The following is a 23320-nucleotide window of genomic DNA, read 5'->3' on the forward strand; positions in this document are numbered from 1 at the left end:
AATCGATGTCACCGTAAGTTGTTGATTTCCAAGGGCTTTAATTTTGCCTTTTGGATGGGCAGTTTGTAGAAAACCGCGTCGTTACAGGCGTTCCGCGATGTCAATGGGGTGTTGTCCACATAGATATCCACAGAGGCTGTGGATATCCGAAAAAGTGCTTAACAATCCGTAACTTACAGGAGTTTTTTGAGCGGTTGCAAAACGCTGGCCACCACAATGTATGGCGTGGCCGGTTCTTCAAGCGGGCTGACTGTCACACGCAGCCGCACCTCCTGGCCGTCGCGGCGCCAGGCGGTGACGACGTCGGTCCAGCTTTCTCGCTCTTTGACGGCTTGCAAAGCATCGGCCAGTTGATCCTCCGGGTAGGGTGGCGGATGCAACAGGCGCAGATCGGCCCCGATCAGTTCGTCTCGCGTGAACTGCAAGACGCTGCTGAACTTGTCGTTGACGGTGGCGATCTTGCCGCGCGGAGTCAACGTCATGATGATGGCGTGCTGGTCGACGGCGGCCAGCAGCCGCTGCGCATGGTCCAGCTGTGTCTGCAGCGCCACCGTTTGCCGGTGAGCTTCTTCCAAACCGTTATATGCGCGCAACGAAGAGATCACCGTCGTGAACAGCTTTCGCGTGGTCAGGTCGGTCTTGCACCAGAAATCGTTGATATCGTAGTCCAGGATGATGCTGTGTTCGAGCGCCTGTCCCGGCTGGCCTGTGCGCAGCACGATGCGCACCAGTTGGTTATGCAGCGCGTCGCGGATCTGGCGCGCGACATTGAGGCCGGCGTCGCTGGTCTCCATGATGACGTCCAGCAGCACCAGCGCGATGTCGGGCGTGTTGCGCAGCGTATTCAGGGCTTCCTCGCCGCTGTAGGCATGCAGAAAGCTGAGTCGCCGCCCGAGGAAACACACATTACTAAGGGAAAATTTGGTGACCACGTGGACATCGACGTCGTCGTCCACGATCAGTACCCGCCACGGCGGTGGCGCCGACGGCGCTCCCGCCTGCGGCGCGCCGACCGGTGCAACCTCGTCTTCTATCATCCAATCGGTGTCATCGTCATTCTGGTTCATGCATCAATCCCGAGGCGAGTCTATGGAGGCCATGCGTACCTCCAGAGCCACACTATTCCTCACACGTACTTTTGTCAAAGGATTCCCCTGTGCGGCGTGACATAGTTGTCTCCCACCCTACTTATGCACAGAAAAATATTTTTCAAGCGGCCTCAAAAAGCTTGGCGGCTAAAAAATTTGATGTTGTAAGTGATTGATTTTATTGGGGAAAAAATCTGCCTTCAGATTGGGCATTTTATTAAAACCCCCGTCGTTAAAGGCGTTCTCTGCTGTCAAGTGGGGGTTATTCACAACGTTATCCACAGTTGGTGTGGATATCTGCGAAATCCGCTTTAAATACGCTGGCTTACCGCTGTTTGTTGAGAAACAGCGTAGGCCGCCCCCATCAGCACCGCCCAGACCAGCAAGGCATGCAAGGCCAGTGCGCCGCCGACGACGGCATCAGCCTGGCCGCCGGCCAGTGTCATGTAGGCCAGCAGGGCGATCGCCGGTGGCGTGCTGTAGATGATCAGGCGCTGCGTGTGATGGGGCGTGCTGCGCGTGAGCATGCGCACCACCGTCCTGCCGTCCGCCATCATCCATACCATCGCGCCCACCGCGAACAAGGCCCATCCCAGCATTTCAGCACCCAGCATGCCCACGGCATACGCGAGTGCCAACAAAATGCCGCTGAGCGGAAGAGGGCGGACGGAAATGGCTGCTGCGGACTTGTTCATGACGATACTCGTTTGGCTGGGTTGGAGTTGTCAGAATACGCACCTGAAGGCGATTGGTAAATTCTATTATTTCTATGGTTTCGATAGCAATCGTCAAGTGGTGGATGCCCCTGATGTGGTTGTAGGGAAAATCGCCTATGATGGCGGGTTGTTAATTTCTCTTTCGCCGTATGACTTTTATGTTGCTGTCGTTACGTCGGCTAGTGGTGTTGTTGGTGTTCGCGTCTGCCAGCGCGATGGCGCTCGACGGCAAAGTTCCCCTCGACGAGCTGCATCACGACATTTGGACCGGCAAGGATGGCGCACCGGCGCAGGTGTCGTCGATGGCGCAGACTACCGATGGCTGGCTGTGGATCGGCAGCGTCGACGGCTTCTACCGCTTTGACGGCATGCGCTTCCGGCGCTTCGAGGCCTTGAACGGCGAGACCGCGCCCAAGCGTCCCGTGACCGCGCTGACGGCGCTGCGCGACGGCGATCTGCTGATCGGCTATCTGTTTGGCGGACTCAGTCGGCTGCATGGCGGCCATATCACCCATTACCCGGCCATGGTGGGCAAAGCGCGGATAGGGCCTGTGACCAGCGCCACCACCGATGAGCGCGGCGAGCTGTGGGTCGCCACCACCAGCGCGCTGCTGCAACTGCGCGGCGGCGCCTGGCACAACGTCGGGCCGGAACTGGGCTTGCCGGCGGGCGAGGTGTCCAACGTGGTCGCCGATCAGTACGGACAAGTCTGGGTCGCCGTCGGCCACGCGGTGTATGTGCGGCCCGCCGGCGCCAAAAACTTCCGCCAGGTGCAACGCCAGGATGTGCATACCGTCAACCTGATCGAATCGCCGGATGGACGGTTGTGGCAGGACATGCACGACCGGCTGATACCGGTGCCGGCCCAGCATGTGGGCCCGCTCAAGCCGCGTCCGGCCTGGCTGGCGCAATCGCAGGGCCAGGAAAACGGCCTGTTCGACCGTGATGGCAATTTCTGGGCGCTGGCCTGTCCTGTCGGCGTCTGCCGGACCGATGGCGTGGGGGCCATGCCCAGCCGACTGATGACCCCCAACGCCCGGCCTGGCCACAGGCTGGACCAGCCCTGGCAGCTCAGCAGCCTGACCGGCAACATCCTGTTCGAGGACCGCGACGGCAGCATCTGGATCGGCACCCAGGCCGGCGTGGAGCGTTTCCGTCACAACCGCCTGGCGCCGGTCAAGCTGGCCGGCGGCGGGCGTGCTTTTAAATTGGCGCGGGACGACTCGGGCCATGTGCTGGCGCTGAGTCTGCCATCGGGGCAAGTGTGGCGCCTGCGGGCCGACGGCGCGCAAGCCATCGATGAACGCTTCCCGCCCGGCGATGTCGGCGCCATCGGCAACGCCCGCGACGGCGCATTGCTGCTGGCCCGCCCGGACGCGATCGAGCGGCGCTATCCGGATCGTTCCGAGCGCATCGCTTATCCGCCGGACCCGCTCGACGCCGGCGACCCCGTGGCCGTGGGGCGGGTGTTCGACGATGGCGTCGGCTTGTGGGTGTCGATCTCGCGGCGCGGTATGTTCAGGCTGGTGGACGGAAAATGGACCAGCCAGGCCGATCTGGGCTTGCCGCCTGGCCGCTTCGTGGCCGATGCGGGCGCTGGCAAGGGAACGCTCTGGCTTTGCTACGATGACGGGACTATCGTGTATTTCGATAATGGCCGCTTCACGCGCTATCGCATGTCGGCGGAGAACGATATCGGCCCGTCCACTCATCTGCACGTCGCCGGCGACGAAGTCGTGGCCGGCGGCATCGGCGGCCTGGCGGTGTTGCGCGGCGGCGCGTTCCACCGCCTGGTTGCCGCCGATCCCGATGTGCTCGCGGGTGTGACGGGCACCGTGGTGGGCGCCAACGGCGACCGCTGGCTCAACGGCAGCAAGGGCGTGGTTCACGTTGAGGCGGCGGATTGGAGGGCCGCGACGGCCGCGCCCGGCGTACCGCTGAAATACGTGTTGTATGGCGTACTGGACGGCTATCCCGGTTTTGCCGATACCAGCACCCGCGGGACCACGGCCCTGGGCGACGTCGACGGCCAGCTATGGTTCGTCGGCGCCACCGGCATGGTCCGCCTGGATACCACCAAATCCTATCCGCCGCAGTATGCGCCGGAGGTGGTGGTCGAGACGTTGGTGGCCAAGGGCAAGCGCTATCTGGATTTTTCGAAGGCTGTACAACTGGCGCCGGGCACGACCTCGTTCCGCATCGAGTTCACCGCGCTCAGCTACAGGATGCCGGAAATGGTACGCTTCAGGTATCGACTGGAGGGTGTCGATGCCGACTGGCAGGAATCCGGCAACCGCCGCGCCGTGTCGTACACCAACGTGGGGCCGGGCGACTATCGCTTCCACATCGCCGCCGTCAATGAGCTCGGGCAGTGGAACGAGCGCGACACCTCGATCACGCTGACCATCCTGCCGACGTTCAGACAAACGCCGCTGTTCTTCGTCCTGTGCGCGCTGGTCGCCGCCGGCTTGCTGTACCTGCTATATCGGCTGTGGCTGCGCCAGGCCACCTTGCGCATCGCCGAGCGCATGGCCGAACGCGAGCGTATCGCCCGCACGTTGCACGATACCTTCCTGCAAAGCGTGCAGGGACTGGTGCTGGGCTTCCAGAACGCGATGAGCGCCTTGCCGGGGGACTCTTCCACCCGCGCGCGGCTGGAGCGCATGCTGCTGCTGGCCGACCGCGTGATCGAGGAGGGGCGCGACGAGGTCCAGGACCTGCGTTCGAGCGCGATGAGCGACGGCGATCTCGAGCGCGGCCTGACGATCGTCGGCGAGGTGCTGCAGGAGAGCCACGATAGCGTCTTCAGCCTGCGCAGCGAAGGCGATGCGGTGGACTTGACGGAAGATGCCAGTTGCGAGGCCTACAGCATCGGCCGCGAGGCGCTGATGAACGCTTTCCGCCACGCGGGCGCGAAGTCGATCCAGGTAACCTTGCGCTATGGTGCCGACCAGTTCGTCATGCAGGTGGCCGACGACGGCAAGGGTATTCCCGCCGAGATCCTGTCGGAAGGTAAGCGCGCCGGCCATTGGGGCCTGCCGGGCATGGCGGAGCGTGCCGCGCGCATCGGCGCCGCGTTGGTGATCGACAGCCCGTTGATCGGCACGCGCGTGAGGCTGACGATTCCCGCCGCGCTGGCCTATGTCGGCCAGTCGCGGTGGAAGCGCTTGCTGCGCCGCTTGCGGCTGCGCGGCTAGCCATGCACTGCCGCACGGATTAGACCAGGCGAAGCTAAGCGGCCGGTGCGGTGCCGATCGCGGCCAGCAGCTTGCGCACCGCGCCGTGCGACATCACCACTTCCGGCGCGTCGTGCAGCAAGGCGTTGTACTTGGCGCGGAATTCCATGTCGCCTTCCTCGGACGGGCCGATCAGCGCCTCCACCGCGCGGCGGAACACCAGCGCGTCGGCCACGGCGATGGGTTCCGGCTCGTCGAGCCGCTCGTCCATCTGCGCCATCAGGCCGGAGAGCTTTTGCAGCCAGGCGAAATGCGGGTGGTTGGTCACCAGCTGCAACAACTCGAGCGGACTGCCGACCGCGCCGAAATACTGGGTTTCAATGTGCAGCAATTGTTTGTGCAGGTCGCGCAATCCGCGCGCCAGCGCTGTCAGTTGCGCGCGTTGCGCGGCGTCGTCCGGTGTGGTCATGTCAGGTCCGTTAAGTAATGTTAAGTAAGGTTAAGTAAGATTTAGCGGGCAGCTTAGCAGACTTGCCACGTCGCCGGAGCCTACATTTAGATAGTGGTGTTCGCGCGGTCCAGCACCTAACATGATCGTTCTCCTTTACACCATATGGAAGCCATCATGATGAATCCAAAACTCGAAGTCCTGACCCCGACCAACTGCCAGCTGATCTTTATCGACCAGCAACCGCAGATGGCGTTCGGCGTGCAGTCGATGGACCGCCAGGTACTGAAGAACAATACCGTCGCGCTGGCCAAAGCGGCGAAGATCTTCAACATTCCGACCATCCTCACCACCGTCGAAACCGAATCGTTCTCCGGTCACACGTATCCGGAATTGCTGGATGTGTTCCCAGGTAAAGACATCCTGGAACGCACCTCGATGAATTCGTGGGACGACCAGAAAGTGCGCGACGCGCTGGCCGCCAACGGCAAGAAGAAAGTGATCGTTTCGGGTCTGTGGACCGAGGTGTGCAATAACAGCTTCGCCCTGTGCGCGATGCTCGAAGGCGGTTACGAGATTTACATGGTGGCAGATGCTTCGGGCGGTACCACGAAGGAAGCGCACGACTTCGCGATGCAGCGCATGATCCAGGCTGGCGTGGTGCCGGTGACCTGGCAGCAAGTCATGCTGGAATGGCAGCGCGATTGGGCGCACCGCGAGACCTACGATGCGGTGATGGCGGTGGTGCGCGAGCATTCCGGCGCGTACGGCATGGGCGTGGATTACGCTTACACGATGGTGCACAAGGCGGCACCGCGCACCACCAGCGACCACAAAACGCTGGCGCCGATCGCGGCCAAATAATAGCTTCACCTCGGAGAAACGTAGGGCGGATTAGGCGAAGCCGTAATCCGCCATGCATGCGCCGCCGATTGCTCCTGCATGGCGGATTACGCTTCGCTAATCCGCCCTACGTGTCTCCGTTGGAATTGTTGATGCCGCGCTCAGAAGACGCTTAGCAGGCCTCGACGTGCAGCCACCGTGGCCGCCTCCGTCCGGCTCGCGACATTCAGTTTCGCGAGAATATTATTGACGTGGAACTTGACCGTTCCCACCTCGATTTCGGCGCTGCGCGCGATCATCTTGTTGCTCTTGCCGGTTGCCAGATGCGCCAATATCTCCAGCTCCCTGCGCGACAGCCTGGTCGTCTCGGCCCGCTCGGCCAGTTTGCCCGCCACCTCCGCCGGCAAGAATTTCTGCCCCGCAGCCACCGTCCTGATGCACTTGGCCAATTGCTCCGAACCGCTATCCTTCAACAGATAGGCCATCGCTCCCGCCCGCAAGCCGCGATACACATCCTCGTCCCCCTGGTAAGTCGTCAGGATGACAATCCGCGCCGCCGCATCGAATTCGCGGATATGCCCGATGGCATCCACCCCATGCATCTCCGGCATGCTCAAATCCATGATCACCACATCCGGCCGGTGCTGCCGGTACAGCTCCACCGCCTGCAAGCCGTTGGCCGCCTGCGCCAACAGCCGGAACTCCGGCATCGAATTGATCAGGGCGCTAAGCCCGGCGAGGATAAGCGGATGATCGTCGGCGATCAGGATGGAGATGGTGTCCATGTGGAATTTCCCTTCAGGCTGATGTGAAATGCGGTGCCGTGCGGCTGGCGCGAGGTGCTCCAGATGCGCCCGCCATGCGCCAGGATAATCGTGCGGCAGATCGACAGGCCCAGGCCGGTGCCGCCCGGCTTGGTGGAAAACAGCGGATCGAACAGCCGCTCGGCCAACTTGGCGGAGACGCCGACGCCGTTGTCTTCCACGCTGATACGCAGCGTGCCCGAGATGTCGGCCAGCGCCGAGCGCAGCGCCAGCTTGCGGGGACGGTCGTGCACGTCCTTCATCGCTTCGATGGCATTGAGCACCAGATTCATCATCACTTGCTGCAACTGCACGCGGTCGGCATGTAGCTGATGCTCGCCCAGCGCGAGGCCGTCGCAGACTTCAATACTGTGTTTGTGCAACTCCGCGCGCAGCAGGCGCAGCACTTCGCGCAGCGCCTCATCGACGGCGAACAAGGTCGGCACGGGACTGGTCTTGCTCGACATGCCGCGAATGCTGCGGATGACGTCGCCGGCGGTGGCGCCCACGTGCATGATCAGTTTCAAGGCGTCGCGCGCCTGCTCGGGCTGCGGCGGGTTGTGCGTCAGCGCGTTCAGGCCCACTTCGGCGTGCAGCACCATCGCTGCCAGCGGCTGGTTGACCTCGTGCGCGATCGATGCGGCGAACTCGCCCATGGAGGTGATGCGGGCCAGCCTTGCCAGTTCTTCAGTGGCATGCTGCAGCGCTTCCTCGGCTTGCAGCCGGCGCGCTTTTTCTTCCTGCAAGCGGCGGTACAGTTGCTCGTTATCGAGCGTCAATACCGCCGCGTTATCCATGGGCTTGGGCATCGTTACTTGGCGGACTGCGTTTGCGCCGCCAGGTGCTCGCCGATGAACCAGCTTTGCAACTCGTTGCTGCGCACCACCTGGCTGACGATCAGGTCGTTGGTGCCGTCATCGCCGGCTTCGGCGGCCGCGCGCGCCAGCGGACGGGCTTCGACCAGGATGGTTTCGTGCGAGTCCAGCAGGCGGCTCAGTTGCGCCTGGGCCGATTCGCGGCCGCGCGGCGCGGTGCGCGAGATGGTCGACTCGTCGGCGATGTCCTGCGCCAGCGCGAAGGTTACGCCGCCCAGGGTTTGCACGCGCTCGGCGATGGCGTCCATGATCGCGACCTGTTCGGTGTAGTGCTTGTCGAACAGCAGGTGCAGCTGATGGAAGGTGGCGCCGGAAGTTTGCCAGTGTGCTTTCTTGTAGGCATCGCGCATGGCCATGGTGTGGGCCAGCAGGCGGTTCAAGGCGCGCACGCCTTGCGAGCGCACTTCCGCGCTCAGGCCGATGCGCACGTTGGCCAGTGCGCCGAAGTCTTGCAGGATGTCGGAGGATTTTTCGTTGCTCATGATGTGCTTTCAAAATTGTTCCGCGCCGCAATCGGCATGGGGCACCCGGTGCTGACATTATCCGGCGCGCGGCCGGATAATCCCTTATCCGAAAGGGTGACGTGGAAAGTTCATAGGGGAGGGGGATCGATTACCCGATAGGGGTACCGGCATGCCGCCGGCACCGCTACCGTCCGGCGCTACGCTCAGGACTTGAGGAAGTCCAGCAGGTCGGCGTTGAGCTTGTCCTTGTGGGTGGTCGGCAAGCCGTGCGGCGCGCCTTCGTAGATCTTCAGCGTGCCGTTCTTGACCAGCTTGACGGCGGCCTTCGCGGCGGCGTCGATCGGGACGATCTGGTCGTCGCTGCCGTGCACGAACAAGGTTGGCACGTCGATCTTTTTCAAGTCTTCGGTGAAGTCGGTTTCCGAGAATTGCTTGATGCAGTCATAGGCGTTCTTGATGCCGCACTGCATGCCTTGTGCCCAGAAGGTATCGCGCACGCCCTGCGAAGGCTTGGCGCCGTCGCGGTTGTAGCCGTAGAACGGCAGGGTCAGATCCTTGAAGAACTGCGAACGGTCGGCCAGCACGGCGCTGCGGATGCCGTCGAACACCGACATCGGCAAGCCGTTCGGGTTGTTGTCCGACTTGACCATCTGCGGCGGCACGGCGCCCACCAGCACCGCCTTGGCGACGCGGCCGGTGCCGTGACGGCCGATGTAGCGCGCCACTTCGCCGCCGCCGGTGGAGTGGCCCACCAAGGTCGCATCCTTCAGGTCCAGCGCGTTGATCAGGGTGGCCAGATCGTCTGCGTAGGTGTCCATGTCGTTGCCGTTCCATGGCTGGCTCGACAGGCCGTGGCCGCGGCGGTCATGGGCGATGACGCGGTAGCCGTTGCTGGCCAGGAAGATCATCTGGTCTTCCCAAGCGTCGCCTTGCAGCGGCCAGCCGTGGCTGAAAACCACGGCCGGGCCGGTGCCCCAATCCTTGAAGTGGATGCGGGTGCCGTCTTCGGTGATGACGCTGTCGACTGAGAGTTTGCTGTTAGACATTTGAAGCTCCTTGATGGGTGGGTGGATGCTGCCATAGCAGTGTAGTCAGCCCATCGAAGTAAAGCTCCTGCCAAAAGGCCAGTCCGCAACTCGGCGTTTGGGTGGGCGTTACCGCTTGTTGGATGCCGGCGCGCCGTCGTAGTTCACGGGCAACCAGTCATAGCGGCCGTCGCGCTGGCGGATGTGGCCCAGGCCCGGGAAGGCGATGTGCGCCGCGCCGACGAGCATGTGCTTGCTGGCCGCCAGTTGCAACAGGCGCGTGCGCGTACCGTGCGCGTCGTCCTCGCTGCTGTCGTATTTGACGGTCGCTTCCGGATTCGGCAGCTGGATGGCGGAGACGTGGACGATGTCGCCCCAGATCAGCAGTTGCTGGTTTTTGCTTTGCACCAGGTACATTGCGTGGCCCGGGGTATGGCCGGGCGCCGGCAGCGCCTCGATGCCCGGTTCCAGCTGGCCGAACTTGCCGTAGGGCTGGTAGCGGCCAGCGGCCTGGTAGGGCGCGACGGCAGCCTTGGCGGCGTCGAAGAACGTCGACAGGAAATCCGGCGCTTTGGCCTTGTTGGCCGGCGTCAGCCAGTAGTCGGCCTCGGCTTGCGACAGCCGCAGCACGGCGTTGGGGAAGGCCGCTGCGCCCTGCGCCATGATGCCGCCGGCGTGGTCCTTGTGCAGATGGGTGATCAGCAGTTCGTCGACCTGTTCCGGCCGGTAGCCGGCGGCGCGCAGGTTGGCCAGCAGCTTGCCGCAACAGTCGCCGTACAGGGCGCCGGCGCCGGCGTCGACCAGGATCAGCTTTTTGCCGGTGTTGATCAGGAAGGCGTTGATCGAGCCTTGCACCGGTTGCGCCAGGTCGGCGTCGGCCAGGTCCCGCGTGATCGCGGCCGGCGTGATATGCGTCATCACGGTGTCGATCGGAAAGGCGTGGCTGCCGTCGGAGAGGGCGGTGATTTCGTAGTCGCCCAGCATCATGCGGTAGTAGCCGGGCGCCTGGGTTCCGACCAGCGGCGCGGCGGCCTGGGCGGCCGGCGGCGCGGCGAGGGTGGCGGTGACCGCGATCAGCAGCGAGGCGAGCAGGGGCGCGAGGAGGTTGTGGCGAGGGGGCATGGGGCATCCTTCGTTGGCGACGATGACGCCGATGCTAACCGAAGCAGGGGCGCGCCACACCTGTACTGAAGACAGGGGGCGCGCCGTACGCCGCACGATCAGGGCCGCAAGCCCATGCGGGCATACTCATCGTCGACGCCGGGCGACGCCAGGCGTGCCTCCTTCAGGTCGGCGTCGCCGCCGGCGCGGTCGCCGGCGCGCCGCTTGGCCAGGCCGCGGCCGAAGCGGGAAGACGCCATGCCGGAGCGGCTTGCAAGCACCTTGTCGTAGGCGGCCACGGCCTCGCGGTCGCGCCCCATCCGCAGCAGTACCATGGCCTTGGTGTCGAGGTAGGCCGGAATCTGCTCCGGGCCCGCCAGCGCCGCGTCGATGGCCGACAGCGCGCGCGGCAGCGCGGTGTTGTGGGTGGCCAGGAACCACGCCAGGTTGTTCTGGGCCAGGCGCGTGCCGGCGGCGGCGCGCGCCGCGTCGAATCCGGCCTCCGCCAGCTTGGCCTGCCCCGTTTTCGCGTAGACGAGGGCGCGATAGGCCAGCATGGCCGGCTGGCTTGCATAGTCGAGCTTGCCGCCGTCGATTTCGGCGGCAATCAGTTTCAGCGCGGCTTCGGGTTTGCCGTCGTCCAATTCGAGCTCGATCCGCTGCTCGAGCGCATAGTGGACGCAGAAGCTATTGGCGACGCATTTGGCGATGTCGTCGCGGCGGCCGGCGAGGTCGGCGCGCTCGCGCAGCAGTTCGCGCGCCAGGTACAAGGTGCTGACCGGCGCCTCGGCGATGCCGCGTTCGAGCATGAAAATCGCCTGGCGCTCCTGGCCGGCGTTGCGGTAGAGGCTGGCGGCGTAATAATAGGCCTCCGCATTGTTTTTGTTGGCGCCGATCATGGTTTCGATCTGCGCCAGCGCGTCCGCTTCGTTGCCCTGCCTGATCAGGATCTGCAGGCGCAACCGGTAGGCGTCGACGTTGCCGGTCGGCGCCACCTTGAGGCGGCGGTCGATGTCGGCCAGCGCCAGGTCGTACCGGCCGGCGCGCGCGTAGGCTTCGGCGCGCTTGTCGAGCGTGTACGGATGGTCGGGATACAGTTCCTGCGCGCGGGAGAATTCGGCGATCGCCTCGTCGTAGCGCTCGTGCCGCAGCGCCAGCAAGCCGCGTGCCCGGGGCACATTGGCGTTGTTGCTGTCCAGTTCTGCTGCCCGGTCGAGATCGGCGACGATGCCGGCCTCGCCGGCCTTGGTGAAGAGCGCCGCCAGCGCCCGGTTGGAGTAGGCGACCGAATTGCGCGGGTCGAGCTGGATCACGCGCGTGTAGGTGGCGATGGCGCCGTCATAGTCGCCCTGCTGGAGCATGTCGTCGGCCTTGGCCAGCAGGCTGGCGAGGTTCTCGCGCGCGGCGGTCGACGGCTGGCCGGTGGATTGCGCGTGGCGCCGGGTGGTCTCGTCCATGTTGTTGTCCGCGCTCCCGCTGTTCCAGCCGACGCGCGCCAGGGTGATCACGGCGATGAAGATGGCCCACTTCCAGTTGAAGCGCCAGCGGAATTCGTGCTCGCTTGTGCGCGCCTTGGCGCGCTGGAACATGCGCCGCCAGCCCGGCAGCGCACCTTCCTTTTCGCGCCAGAGCGCCATGTTGGCGGCGCTGGTGACCAGCGGCATCCAGGTCGGAAAGCGCGAAAACAGCATCGCCATCGGCGTCGTGTGGGCCAGCAGTTCGCGCGCGGTCGGCGGGCGCGGATCGCGCAGGCGCTCGATCAGTTGTTGCTGGTAGTCGCGGTCGGCCAGCGTGTCGAACATGCTGCGCTCGTCGATCGCACTGTCGAGCACGTAGCCGGCATAGCCGAGCGCCCGCGTGCGGCGGCGGTCGTTGTGCCAGCCGAAGACCTTGGTGGCGGCTTCGAGCAGCACGTCGTGGCCCGGTTGCCAGCCCTGCGCCAGCAGATCGGCGACGTGCTGTTCGAACAGGTCGCGCGCGATGATGTGCACCAGCCGGTCGTCGGCGAGGCAGAGGCCCAGCGCGTGGCGCCAGGGCGCGTCGCTGCTGATGGCGCGCGCCTCGACCAGGGCGCCGGCGCGCCGTAGGAATTCCTCAAACACAGCGGCCGCCACGGCGTGCGGATCGTCGGGCGTCGATGCCGGCGTCGCGCTGTGGCTGTCGGACGGCGCTGTGGGATGGCCCTCCGCCGGCGCTGCCTGTTGCCGCTCCGCCGCCGGTGCCGGCCCTGGCGTTGCAAACGCCGCGATCGGTTGGCCGGCGTCGTCAGGCCGGTCCTCGCTGCCGATCTGCGCCGCGAAAGGCTGGGCCGCGTGATGGCGTTGCCAGTCCAGCGCGGTCTCGTAGGCCTCGCGCAGCGTCTGGAAACCGATCGGGTCGGTCTCCTGGTCGATCAGTTTCAGTTCGCGCGCGTAGGCGCGGCGGATGGCGCGCTCGTCGGCGTCTTCGCCCACGTTGAGTCGCTGTAAGAAATTCAAGTCGGTGGTCATATGCTGTGTCATGTGTCGCTGGCCGGTGTTCGTTCCCCCGGGCTCGGGGCTTACTCGTTGCTTGCGGCCGCTGGCGCGCCGAGCATGCCGATTACGGCGTCGATGATCGCCGACGGTTGCGCGTCTTTCACTTCGGCCACTTTGATGTCGCCAAACGGCTTGCGGGCCGTTCGCAGCTGGCCGGCGCTGGTTTCAAGGCTGTCCCACTCGGAGGCGCGGGCGCGCCAATAGGTCGGTTTGGCCGCTTGCGCCGCCTGGGCGGCAGCCAGCGCCTGGCCAATGTCGCCGTTGACGCTGGTGGCCGGGTAGGTACAGGCAGGGTCGCCTTTGCCCTGTTCCGCAGAGGTCAGGCAGGCCAGCGCGGTATCGAGCTGGGCGGCGCGGTCCGCCGGCAGCGCATCTTCGTGCAAGGGCTGCACCAGGATCAGGCCGGAGACGGCCGTGCCGCGCGATCGCAGCGCGAAATGTTGCGCCACCATGCCGCCATAGCCGGCGCCCACCACGACGAAAGGCGCCTCCAGTCGCGCGTTCTTGATCAGGAAGTTCAAATCCTTGCTGGCGTTGGCCACGGTCGATGCGCGGATGATCGGATCGCTGGAACCGAGGCCGGCGCGGTCGTACACGCAGGCGCGGGTGCGCTTGGCGACCTCGGGCAGCACCGCCGACCAATCCCAGCCGGCCCGGCCGATGTCGGCTTCAAACAGCACCGTCGGCGAGCCTTTGCCGATGCAATACATATTCAGCTTGCGCCCGCCGACATCCACCTTGATTTTAGGGCCGGCGAGGGCATCCTGGCCGGGCGGTGGCGCAGCGTGGCTGCCGGCGCTGGCCAGCAGGAGGGCGGTGGCGACGACGGCGGGAAGAGTGAATTTGGTCATGGACTTAAATAGGTATGTTGAAAAACAAGGTTTCAGCGATTAAATGGCCGCACCGCCATCAGGTTCCGGATTTGGTCGTTACGGTGAAAACCGGGCCGTGCCAGTGTTCGTCATTTATCGTCACGGCATTTTCCTGGCCGGGCCAGTTGGCCTTGATGAGGTTCTGCCAAAAAACAAACGCCGCCGGATTTTCTTGTATGACCTTGATCTCCCAGCGGCCCGGATGGGCGCCCAGGATTGCTTGCGCGGCGTATTGGCCGACGCCATGGCGGCGGTATTTTCGCAGGATAAAGAACTCGACAATCGTCGCCGAGTTTTCAGGATTGAGAACCTCGTCGTTAACCAGGACGAATCCGGCCCACTTGTCATCGACCTTGATGATAAACGCGGAGAAGTTCGGATTGATCCAGAAGCAGTCCAGGTCGTAGTAGCCGTACTGGCCATGTTCATCGAGGTCGGTGCCGTCGAACTCCGAAAAATCGTGCTGGTACAGCTCCATCATGTGGCGGACCACCAGACGCTCGCTGCTATGCGCCAATCGTACTTCGATGTTCATAAAATTCCTGCTGGCTTACTGCGGATCATTGAACGGCACCGTAAAACTATCGTGCTCGATATCGTTGAGCGTCGCCTCGAACTGCGCGCACACCGGGTCGATCACGCGCTTGTCCTGTGTTTCCAACGCCTGCTCGAAGGCGACGATTTGGCCGCCGAACCATTCGCGGCCTTGCCCGCGCAGCTGCTGGTACAGCCGCTCCGCCCGTGCCAGCAAGGTGCGGTGTTCGATGCGGTCGCGCGGGTGGATTTTCAGTTCGGACAGCGTGATGAAGCGTGCGGCGATCTCCGCCTCGGACAGCATGCCGGGATTGCCCTCGATCACCAGCGTATGCGTCTCCTGCGTCCTGGCGACGGTGGCCTCGACCTGCAACAAGCCGTTGACGTCGTAGGTGAACCGGATATCGATACCGCTGTCCTCGATCGCCAGGGTGGGCAGCGGAATCTTCAGGCTGCCGAGCCGGATGTTGTCGCGCGCCATGCGCGCCTCGCCCTGGTAGACATTCAGTTCCAGATATTTCTGATTGTCGCTGACCGGGTGGTAGCGCTTGACGCGGCTGACCGGCACCGGCGTGTTGCGCTCGACGATAGGGTCGAAGTGGCCCGACGAATAGCTGCGGTCGCCCAATTGCATCGATACTTCGATGCCGAGCGAGTAGGGCGAGACGTCGGTCATGACGACCTCGTCGAGCGCGGCGTCGCGCATCTTCAGGCCGGCCTGCACGGCGGCGCCCAGCGCCACAACCTCGTCCGGATTGATGTCGCAGGCCGGGAAGCGGCCGAACATGCGCGCGACCAGTCGCCGAACGACCGGCATGCGGGTGGCGCCGCCGGCCAGGATGACGTTATCGAGTTCGGTGATGCGCAGGTTGGCGTCGCGCAGGGCCCGCTCGACCGGATCGCGCAAGCGCTGCAGCAGGCCGGCGCAGACGCGCTCGAGCGCCGCCTCGTCGAGCGTCATCGCGTAGTCGGTGTCGTTGTGGGTGATCTGGATCGTTGCCGACGGCGCCTCGCTGAGCGCGCGCTTGGCGCGTTCGGTGTTGGCGATGAGGCGCTGCATGAAGTGGGCGTCGCTCTTGAGCGCGAGCGGAATCTTTTGCTGCTCGAAGAAATGGTTGATCAGGCACAGCACGAAATCCTCGCCGCCGAGCATGTTGTCGCCCGCCGAGGCGCGCACTTCCATGACGCCCTCGAACAGGTCGAGCACGGAAACGTCGAAGGTGCCGCCGCCCAGGTCGAACACCAGGAAGCGGGTTTCGGCGTCGCGCAGGTTGATGCCGTAGGCCAGCGAAGCCGCCGTCGGTTCGTTCAACAGCCGGTCCACGCGCAGGCCGGCGAGCTGGCCGGCGGCGCGGGTGGCCTTGCGCTGGGCGTCGGAGAAATAGGCCGGGACGGTGATGATGGCCTCGGTGACCGGATGGCCCAAGGCGGCTTCGGCGTCTTCCTTCAGCGAGCGCAGGATGAGTGCGGACAGCTCCTCGGGGCGGAACTCGCGGTTGCCGAGGCGGATCTGCTTGTCGCTGCCCATGTAGCGCTTGAACACCGAGGCGGTGCGCGCGGGATGGGTTTGCAAGCGTTCGCGCGCGGCGCGGCCGACCAGGATGCTGCCGTCTTCGTCAACGCTGACGCACGACGGCGTCAGCGTTTCGCCCAGGCTATTGGGAATCAGGCGCGGCGCGCCGTTTTCCCACACCGCGATCAAACTATTGGTCGTACCCAGGTCTATCCCGACAATCATTTTTTCTTCCCGGAAAAATTACCATTTTATCACGGGACTAGGCGTTTTGATTGTTGGATGGCGCCGGCTTACAGGTCGGTTTCCGCCTCGGCGATGGTCTCGCGCACCTCGTCGGCGAAGCCGAACTGCACCTCGTGGCCGCCTGGGCCGTCCTGGTACATGAAATGCACCGGGCCGTCGTCGTCGGCGACGATCCAGGCATCGACCTCGGCGCGCTTGTGCGGATCGGCCAGGCTGGCGACATCGATTTTCTCCCGCATGCCAGGGCGTAATTCCTTGACGACGGCCTTGGTCCGTTCCGTGCTGACCGGAATATAAGTTGCCGCGTGACGATCTATCATGGTGCCTCCTTGTTGTTGAATAGTGAGTTTAGCCGATCAGGCCAAATGGACGAGTCCGCGACGCGCGGCGACCATGGCGGCCTCGGTCCGGGTGCAGACGTTCAGTTTGGACATGATGCTTTTGACGTGGAATTTGACGGTGCCGACACCGATGCCGGCCGCGCGCGCGATGACCTTGTTGCTCATGCCGGTGGCCAGGTGGCCGAGGATGTCGCGTTCGCGCGGCGTCAGCTGGTTGCCGTGGATGCGGCTGGCGAGCTTGAGCGCCAGTTCCGGCATCATGTATTTTTTACCGGACAGCACGGTGTGGATGCAGGCCATCAAGTCGTCGAGCGGGGCGCTTTTGAGCATGTAGGCGCTGGCGCCGGCGCGCATGCCGCGGTCGGCGTCCTCTTCGCGCTCGTGGCCGCTGAGGATGATGATCTTGGCGTCCGGCCGGCGCGCGCTGATGCGGCCGATGGCTTCGATGCCGTCGCAGTCCGGCATGTTCAGGTCGATCAGCAGCAGGTCCGGCTGCAAGCGTTCGCACATTTCGACGGCCTGGCTGCCGCTGCTGGCCTGGCCCAACAGTTTGAAGTTGTCCTCCGATTCGATCAGCGACGCCATGCCGGCGCGGATCAGCGGATGAACGTCGGCGATGACGATGGATGCGGATGTGTTCATGTCGAGCTCCTCTGTGTTGTTGATGAGCTCATTTTGCGCAACATTGCCCGGCGCCGATAGTTATACCTTGGTATGGTGCCCGCCAAAAGACCAGGAGGCGGACGCGGCGCCGCGCGGTAAGATGGACCCATCTTAAGGAGGAGCCACCATGGGCAACAGCTGTGCACACTTGAATTTGATCCACACACGCGGCGCCAACACGGCCGGCTGCGAGGAATGCCTGAAAATCGGCGACAGCTGGGTACACCTGAGGGTGTGCATGATTTGCGGCAAGACCGGTTGCTGCGACGACTCGAAGAACAAGCACGCCAGCAAACACTTCGCCGAAACGGGCCACCCCATCATGCGCTCGAAGGAACCGGGCGAGACGTGGGGCTGGTGCTATGTCGACCGCAAGATGTTCGATCCGATCTAGGGATCGCGCCGGCGTCAGGTCAGCTTGGGTAAGGTGTCGCGCGTGAGCACGACGCCTTGCGGCATCTGATCGGCCGAGAAAAACAGCCAGTCGTGGTTGCCCAGGCTGATGCTGACGCCTGGAACATGGAAGTGGCCGCTGTAGTTCGCCGTGAAGAACAATTGCGGGCTGTCGTCGTATTTGGCGTCGAGCAGCGCCACGTACAGCGACGAGCCGCCGGCGTCGACGGTCAGCGCGGTGTCGCTCAGCGCCGTGATGCGGCCGTGCCCGGTTTGCATCAGGCCGCCCAGCGAGCGCATATAAAGGAAGGAAAGCAGGGTGCCGGTGCGCTGCCATTCGCGCAGGCTGGCCAGGGATTCCTCGGCGCGGCTCAGGGTGGGCAGGGCGGCTAATTTCAGTGTCGCAACATTCGAGTTCATGGTCGGAAGGTCCTTTCACGCGATGGCTCCATTTTGCGCCAAGGACCCGTCCACGGTCCACCAGAATCGGAATGACAAGCGGTGTGATACCCAGTTGTCGTATTTCTGGCAAAGTAGAGGATGGAGCGGGCGACCGCCGCACGCACTCACCACCCGATTGGAGATTATCAATGACCAACGCAAGCTATCCCGACGTCCGCCTTCTCATCGACAACGAATGGCGCGAAGCCTCCGGCGGCAAGACTATTCCGGTGCTGAATCCGGCCACGGGCCAGGCCATCGGCACCGTCGCCCACGCCAGCATCGCCGACCTCGACCACGCATTGGCGGCCGCGCAGCGCGGCTTCGACGCCTGGCGCAAGATCCCGGCCTTCGAACGCACCGCCACCCTGCGCCGCGCCGCCAGCCTGCTGCGCGAGCGCGCCGACGACATCGCCCGCCTGCTGACGCAGGAACAGGGCAAGCCGCTGTCGCAAGCGCGCGCCGAAGCGCTGGCCGGTGCCGACATCATCGACTGGTTCGCCGCCGAAGGCATGCGCGTGTACGGCCGCATCGTGCCGTCGCGCAACCCGGCCGCGCAGCAGCTGGTGTTGAAGGAACCGGTCGGCCCGGTCGCCGCCTTCACGCCGTGGAACTTCCCGATCAACCAGATCGTGCGCAAGCTGGCGGCCGCGCTGACCACCGGCTGCTCGTTCCTGTGCAAGGCGCCGGAAGAGACGCCGGCATCGCCCGCCGCGCTGATGCAATGCTTCGTCGACGCCGGCGTGCCGCCGGGAACCGTGGGCCTGGTGTTCGGCGACCCGGCCGAGATTTCCGGCTACCTGATTCCGCATCCGGTCATCCGCAAGGTCACCTTCACCGGCTCGACGCCGGTGGGCAAGCAGCTGGCCGCGCTGGCCGGCGCGCACATGAAGCGGGCGACGATGGAACTGGGCGGCCACGCTCCGGTCATCGTGGCCGAGGATGCGGATGTGGCGCTGGCCGTCGCCGCCAGTGGCGGCGCCAAGTTCCGCAACGCCGGCCAGATTTGCATCGCGCCGACGCGTTTCCTGGTCCACAACAGCATCAAGGCCGAGTTCACCCGCGCGCTGGTGGCGCACGCCGAGAGCCTGACCCTGGGCGACGGCATGGCCGACGGCACCACGCTCGGCCCGCTGGCCAACGCGCGCCGCGTGACCGCGATGAGCCAGGTGGTCGAGGACGCGCGCAGCAAGGGAGCCGAGGTCGCCACCGGCGGCCAGCGCGTCGGCACCGCCGGCAACTTCTTCGCGCCGACGATTCTGGCCGACGTGCCGCTCAACGCCATGGTGTTCAACGACGAACCGTTCGGTCCGATCGCGGCGGTGCGCGGCTTCGACACCTTGGAAGAGGCGATCGCCGAATCGAACCGCTTGCCGTTCGGGCTGGCCGGTTACGCGTTCACGCGCTCGATCAAGAACGCGCACCAGCTGATGCACAACGTCGAAGTCGGCATGCTGTGGATTAACCAGCCGGCCACGCCAAGCGCCGAGCTGCCGTTTGGCGGCGTCAAGGATTCGGGCTATGGTTCGGAGGGCGGCCCGGAGGCGCTGGAGGCGTACCTGAACACCAAGGCGGTGTCGATGGTGGGCGTGTAGGTCTGTCCGGTCCCAGGCGGCGGTTTCCGGCGCCGGGGATTGGTTTCGCGGGTGCCAAATAAAAAATTCTCATGGAGAGAAACATCCAATGTCTAATGCTGATCACCGCCGAGTGGCGCAACTGACGCGGGAAGGCGCGTCGGAAGAGGCGCTGTCCGTGCTTGAACAGTTGTTTAAGAATGCCGAGCTTGCCGTGGCGCCGGCTCGGCCGGGTATTTTCATGACGATGTTTCAATTGCAACTGCTAGCCGAAAAATACGAGCCCGCGCGCGCTTTTTTGCGAGACATACGTGCTACGCAAGCAGAACGTCTGCTTGCCGGAGATATCCACTTTGGTCTCGATGGCGACCCCGCCATTGAAGAGTTTCGTCGTATCCGACGATTTTCGCTGATTGTTGAAATCAACGACATTTTGGAAGACCACGCGTCAACGTGCGAAGTATTCTCGCAGCTCGATAGCGGTCATCCCGAGTTGGCGCGGCGATATGCCTGGGCAGCACTTCCAGCCTTGGTGGCGGAAGGGCACTTCGAACTGGCCGATCGATATCGCGATGATCCGCTGAAGTTGCTGGATGCGGTGAACGAAACAGCGCTTTCGCTCCCGTTGCATCCACCTCCACGTCAAGCGCCGAGGCTGGCGGCCGAGTTGAGCAATCTCGTTCGTGATGTGCGCATCGGCATCGCGGTTTTACGGGGCACGGGACATCGCGGCAAGGCCGACCTGCTGGGCCCGGCGCTGGTGGCAGGGCTCGATTCGGATGAGCTGAAGGCGCTGGCGCGGCGCGAGCTCGATGCGCCGGGAACGATCACACGCGAGATCGGCGATCGACAAACGGCGCAGGAGGCGGTTGAAGCCCAGCCGCCAGGCTAAGCCGGCGTTGCGGCGGTGGGAGCCATCGGTTGCCGCACGCGCGGGCTCAGGTGTTGGCATCCGCCCGCGCGCAATGTATGCTGCGCCATCCGCACCCCAACCAACAAGAAAGAATCACATGAACAAGCTGTTTTCCACCTGCGCCATCGGCCTGACGCTCACCTTGGCGTTGGTCGCCTGTGACAAGAGCAAGCCGCCGCAGCCCGCCACCACCGAGGCCGCGCCCAACGCCGCCAACGTCGCGCCCGTTGTCTTGCAAAAGATCGATACCGTGACCGGCACCGGCAAGGATGCCGTGGCCGGCGCCACCGCCGTGGTTCACTACACGGGCTGGCTGTACGAGCCGAACTCCCCGCAGCAGCATGGCGCCCAGTTCGACTCGTCGAGCGGCCGCTCGCCGTTCAGCTTCCAGCTTGGCGGCGGCCAGGTCATCAAGGGTTGGGACGAGGGCGTGCAGGGCATGAAGGTCGGCGGCAAGCGTACCTTGATCATCCCGGCCGCAATGGGTTACGGCGATAGCGGCGCCGGTCCGATTCCGCCCAACGCCAATCTGATCTTCGACGTCGAACTGCTCGACGTGCAGTAAATCCGCATGCCTGGCGCGGCCCACATCTGACAAGTCAGGCAGATGTGCCGCCGCCGGGCACGGCCGACAAGGCTTGTTCGGCCACCGCTTCCAGCATCTCCCGGGTGAAGCCGGCTTTCGCCTGTATCGCCATGCCGTGCATCACCGCCATCAGGAAGGCCGCCAGCGCCTCCGGATTGGCGGTCGGCGGCAGGTCGCCCTCGGCCTTCGCCCGCACAAAACGTTTCCGCAACTGCACCTCGCCAGCCGCACGAAAGTCGATCAACGCCTGCCGCACCGGCTCCGACTCGTCCGATCCCGCCACCGACCCATTAATGCCCAGGCATCCGGCCTGCTCGGGCGAGCGCGTATTCAGTTCGACTGAGCTGAACAGTATGTGCCTGGCCACCTCGCGCGCGGTCGGCATTCCCAGTGCTTCCGGGAGATGGTTCATGAACCGTTCCTGGTAGCGCTCCAGCACGCGGCGAAACAGTGCTTCCTTGTTGCCGAACGCCGAGTACAGGGCAGGGCGCTCCACGCCCGCAGCCTCGGTCAGGTCCGCATAAGACGTGCCCTCGTAGCCCTTGCGCCAGAAAACGCACAACGTCGCATCGAGCACCTTGTCGACATCGTATTCGCGATGACGTCCCATCAGTTCACCTCAAATTTAAAATAACGACTGTTACGAAATCGCTTGACAGCCGGTTTCAAAATTATATACTAGTCGTTATCGTAACGAGCGTTACTGATACTTTTAAACAATCAACAGGGATTTTTATGCTGAAAACATTGACGGGTAAGGTAGCTTTGGTAACAGGCGGTTCGCGCGGTCTGGGCGCAGCGACGGCGGAAGCGCTTGCCGACTTGGGCGCGGATGTCGCGATCAGCTACGTGTCGTCGGCGGGCAAGGCGGAGGACGTGGTCGCGAAGCTGAAGGCCAAGGGCGTGCGCGCCATCGCGATCCAGAGCGACCAGGCCGACATGGCCGCCGCCAAGCCGCTGGTCGACAAGGTGCTTGCGCAGTTCGGCAAGCTCGATATCCTCGTCAACAACGCGGCGATCGCGTTCCAGGGCAAGACGGTCGATGATCCCGAACTCGACACGGTCAAGCTCGATCGCCTTTGGCAGGTCAACGTCATGGGCGTGGTGGCGACTACCCGCGCTGCGGCGCCGGTTCTGTCTAACGGCGGCCGCATCATCTTCATCGGCTCGCTGCTGGGCACCCGCGTGCCGTTCGCCGGCGTCGCCGACTACTCCGGCACCAAGGCGGCAATCGCCGGCTACGCCCGGGGCGTGGCGCGCGACCTGGGCGGCCGCGATATCACTGTCAATGTGGTCCAGCCGGGCGTGATGCCGACCGACATGTCGACCGAGGCACTGGGTGATAGCGTGCCCGAGTTTCTGATGGACCTGCACCCGATCCGCCGCATCGCCACCTTGGAAGAGGTCTCGGCACTGGTGTGCTTCCTGGCGGGCCCGAACGGCGGCTACATGACCGGCGGCACGCACGACGTGTCCGGCGGCCTGGGCGTCTGAGCCGTGCGGACTTTACCCATAATTAGCAAGGGACGGCCACTCAGGCGCTCAACGCCTTGAGCCGGTCCAGTTCGGCTAAAAACCGCTCGGCGGCCAACGGCGGCGCCCACGGCTCCCACGCCGTGCCGCCGTAGATCGCATGCAGCGGGTCGTCGGTAAGCGGCGGCACGGTGATCTTCAGCGTGTGCAGCACTTCCTTGGCCGACCAGCCGACCACATGCACCGCCTCGCTGGCGGCGGCGAGCCGGTCGGCCAGCTTGTGCGCGGCGTGTTCCTTGTCCGTCCAGTGCGGCAAGCCGTAGCGCAGGAAGACGGCGTTTTCCAGCCGCACCGTCAGCGCGCGGAAACCCTCCCCGAGAAACGGCTTGAGCGGCGAGACGCAGTCGAAGCCCAGCAGGCCTTCCTCGGCGTCGTGCAACAGCTCGCGCATCGCCGCCAGCGGCGCCAGCTCGACGCCGACCGCCTTGCAGGCGGCAGCGCGCAGATGCATGACGGTGAGCGAGTGCTGCGCCACCGATAGCGGACGCGGCCAGGCCGAGTGGCCGCCCCAGCGATAGGTGCGCGCCAACCCCAGCGCCAGGTCCGAGTCGTCCCAGTCGAACGGCGTCGGGTCGAGCAGATCCAGCCGTCGCTCCGACGGCATGCGCACCCAGGCGCGGTGAGGCTGATTCCGGTGATCGTCGCGGCCCATCGAT

Annotated in this window: 24 protein-coding genes; 7 read left to right on the plus strand and 17 right to left on the minus strand. The window is 64.4% G+C overall.

Annotated elements, in window-relative coordinates; genetic code table 11:
• Nucleotides 1–173 precede the first annotated feature (173 nt).
• Both NHH73_13225 and NHH73_13230 read right to left on the minus strand, forming a co-directional pair.
• On the minus strand, nucleotides 174–1067 hold the full coding sequence (locus NHH73_13225) for a PAS domain-containing protein (GenBank protein ID USX29179.1): 894 nt from the start codon (nucleotides 1065–1067) through the stop codon (nucleotides 174–176).
• Nucleotides 1068–1399: 332 nt separating this feature from the next.
• A complete protein-coding gene (locus tag NHH73_13230) occupies nucleotides 1400–1783 on the minus strand; it encodes a hypothetical protein (protein ID USX29180.1) in 384 nt (127 codons plus the stop codon).
• A gap of 215 nt (nucleotides 1784–1998) precedes the next feature.
• On the opposite strand from NHH73_13230, the gene NHH73_13235 reads away from it, so the two are divergent.
• Nucleotides 1999–5001, plus strand: a complete 3003-nt coding sequence (locus NHH73_13235; protein ID USX29181.1) for a histidine kinase — start codon at nucleotides 1999–2001, stop codon at nucleotides 4999–5001.
• A 34-nt stretch (nucleotides 5002–5035) separates the two neighbouring features.
• Here the strand turns inward: NHH73_13235 and NHH73_13240 are convergent, their stop codons facing one another.
• Complete coding sequence (locus tag NHH73_13240) at nucleotides 5036–5449, minus strand: hypothetical protein (GenBank protein USX29182.1); 414 nt, start codon at nucleotides 5447–5449, stop codon at nucleotides 5036–5038.
• 156 nt (nucleotides 5450–5605) lie between these two features.
• On the opposite strand from NHH73_13240, the gene NHH73_13245 reads away from it, so the two are divergent.
• On the plus strand, nucleotides 5606–6292 hold the full coding sequence (locus tag NHH73_13245; protein USX29183.1) for a hydrolase: 687 nt from the start codon (nucleotides 5606–5608) through the stop codon (nucleotides 6290–6292).
• A 140-nt stretch (nucleotides 6293–6432) separates the two neighbouring features.
• Here the strand turns inward: NHH73_13245 and NHH73_13250 are convergent, their stop codons facing one another.
• From NHH73_13250 to NHH73_13300, 11 genes are all read right to left on the minus strand, one after another.
• Nucleotides 6433–7056: a response regulator transcription factor gene (locus tag NHH73_13250; protein USX29184.1), complete on the minus strand. Its 624-nt coding sequence runs from the start codon at nucleotides 7054–7056 to the stop codon at nucleotides 6433–6435.
• On the minus strand, nucleotides 7035–7883 hold the full coding sequence (locus NHH73_13255; GenBank protein ID USX29185.1) for an ATP-binding protein: 849 nt from the start codon (nucleotides 7881–7883) through the stop codon (nucleotides 7035–7037). The genes NHH73_13250 and NHH73_13255 overlap by 22 nt, the downstream gene beginning before the upstream one ends.
• 2 nt (nucleotides 7884–7885) lie before the next feature.
• Nucleotides 7886–8431, minus strand: a complete 546-nt coding sequence (locus tag NHH73_13260; GenBank protein USX29186.1) for a DNA starvation/stationary phase protection protein — start codon at nucleotides 8429–8431, stop codon at nucleotides 7886–7888.
• Nucleotides 8432–8616: 185 nt separating this feature from the next.
• Nucleotides 8617–9459, minus strand: a complete 843-nt coding sequence (locus tag NHH73_13265) for an alpha/beta hydrolase (protein ID USX29187.1) — start codon at nucleotides 9457–9459, stop codon at nucleotides 8617–8619.
• A gap of 108 nt (nucleotides 9460–9567) precedes the next feature.
• Nucleotides 9568–10560 (minus strand): MBL fold metallo-hydrolase, encoded by a 993-nt coding sequence (locus NHH73_13270; protein ID USX29188.1) that lies wholly within the window; start codon nucleotides 10558–10560, stop codon nucleotides 9568–9570.
• A gap of 98 nt (nucleotides 10561–10658) precedes the next feature.
• Nucleotides 10659–13040, minus strand: coding sequence for a tetratricopeptide repeat protein (locus NHH73_13275; GenBank protein USX29189.1), 2382 nt, complete (start codon nucleotides 13038–13040; stop codon nucleotides 10659–10661).
• A 38-nt stretch (nucleotides 13041–13078) separates the two neighbouring features.
• Nucleotides 13079–13906, minus strand: coding sequence for an alpha/beta hydrolase (locus tag NHH73_13280; protein USX29190.1), 828 nt, complete (start codon nucleotides 13904–13906; stop codon nucleotides 13079–13081).
• Between the two features lie 58 nt (nucleotides 13907–13964).
• The gene (locus NHH73_13285; GenBank protein ID USX29191.1) at nucleotides 13965–14462 is read right to left on the minus strand and encodes a GNAT family N-acetyltransferase; all 498 of its coding nucleotides are present in this window, start codon (nucleotides 14460–14462) and stop codon (nucleotides 13965–13967) included.
• Between the two features lie 15 nt (nucleotides 14463–14477).
• Nucleotides 14478–16199 carry a molecular chaperone HscC gene (locus tag NHH73_13290; protein ID USX29192.1) on the minus strand — a complete coding sequence of 574 codons (1722 nt, stop codon included), beginning with the start codon at nucleotides 16197–16199 and terminating at the stop codon, nucleotides 14478–14480.
• Between the two features lie 68 nt (nucleotides 16200–16267).
• A complete protein-coding gene (locus NHH73_13295; protein ID USX29193.1) occupies nucleotides 16268–16540 on the minus strand; it encodes a hypothetical protein in 273 nt (90 codons plus the stop codon).
• 36 nt (nucleotides 16541–16576) lie between these two features.
• Complete coding sequence (locus NHH73_13300) at nucleotides 16577–17203, minus strand: response regulator transcription factor (protein ID USX29194.1); 627 nt, start codon at nucleotides 17201–17203, stop codon at nucleotides 16577–16579.
• A gap of 148 nt (nucleotides 17204–17351) precedes the next feature.
• Here NHH73_13300 and NHH73_13305 point away from each other — a divergent pair, with 148 nt between their 5' ends.
• On the plus strand, nucleotides 17352–17618 hold the full coding sequence (locus tag NHH73_13305; protein USX29195.1) for a UBP-type zinc finger domain-containing protein: 267 nt from the start codon (nucleotides 17352–17354) through the stop codon (nucleotides 17616–17618).
• Between the two features lie 14 nt (nucleotides 17619–17632).
• Here NHH73_13305 and NHH73_13310 read toward each other — a convergent pair whose 3' ends face one another.
• Complete coding sequence (locus NHH73_13310) at nucleotides 17633–18037, minus strand: hypothetical protein (protein ID USX29196.1); 405 nt, start codon at nucleotides 18035–18037, stop codon at nucleotides 17633–17635.
• Between the two features lie 170 nt (nucleotides 18038–18207).
• Between NHH73_13310 and NHH73_13315 the strand changes: the two genes are divergently transcribed.
• The 3 genes from NHH73_13315 (at nucleotide 18208) to NHH73_13325 (ending at nucleotide 21110) form a co-directional block, all read left to right on the plus strand.
• Entirely contained in the window at nucleotides 18208–19653 is a 1446-nt protein-coding gene (locus NHH73_13315; protein USX29197.1) for an NAD-dependent succinate-semialdehyde dehydrogenase, read from the plus strand.
• A gap of 88 nt (nucleotides 19654–19741) precedes the next feature.
• Complete coding sequence (locus NHH73_13320; GenBank protein USX29198.1) at nucleotides 19742–20524, plus strand: hypothetical protein; 783 nt, start codon at nucleotides 19742–19744, stop codon at nucleotides 20522–20524.
• Nucleotides 20525–20642: 118 nt separating this feature from the next.
• Entirely contained in the window at nucleotides 20643–21110 is a 468-nt protein-coding gene (locus NHH73_13325) for an FKBP-type peptidyl-prolyl cis-trans isomerase (GenBank protein ID USX29199.1), read from the plus strand.
• Nucleotides 21111–21144: 34 nt separating this feature from the next.
• Here the strand turns inward: NHH73_13325 and NHH73_13330 are convergent, their stop codons facing one another.
• Nucleotides 21145–21741: a TetR/AcrR family transcriptional regulator gene (locus NHH73_13330; GenBank protein ID USX29200.1), complete on the minus strand. Its 597-nt coding sequence runs from the start codon at nucleotides 21739–21741 to the stop codon at nucleotides 21145–21147.
• Between the two features lie 125 nt (nucleotides 21742–21866).
• On the opposite strand from NHH73_13330, the gene NHH73_13335 reads away from it, so the two are divergent.
• A complete protein-coding gene (locus NHH73_13335) occupies nucleotides 21867–22625 on the plus strand; it encodes an SDR family oxidoreductase (GenBank protein ID USX29201.1) in 759 nt (252 codons plus the stop codon).
• A 40-nt stretch (nucleotides 22626–22665) separates the two neighbouring features.
• Here the strand turns inward: NHH73_13335 and NHH73_13340 are convergent, their stop codons facing one another.
• Nucleotides 22666–23316 carry a phosphohydrolase gene (locus tag NHH73_13340; GenBank protein USX29202.1) on the minus strand — a complete coding sequence of 217 codons (651 nt, stop codon included), beginning with the start codon at nucleotides 23314–23316 and terminating at the stop codon, nucleotides 22666–22668.
• Nucleotides 23317–23320 lie beyond the last annotated feature (4 nt).

It is taken from the genome of Oxalobacteraceae bacterium OTU3CINTB1, assembly GCA_024123955.1.
In the GTDB taxonomy this organism is placed as follows: domain Bacteria; phylum Pseudomonadota; class Gammaproteobacteria; order Burkholderiales; family Burkholderiaceae_D; genus Rugamonas.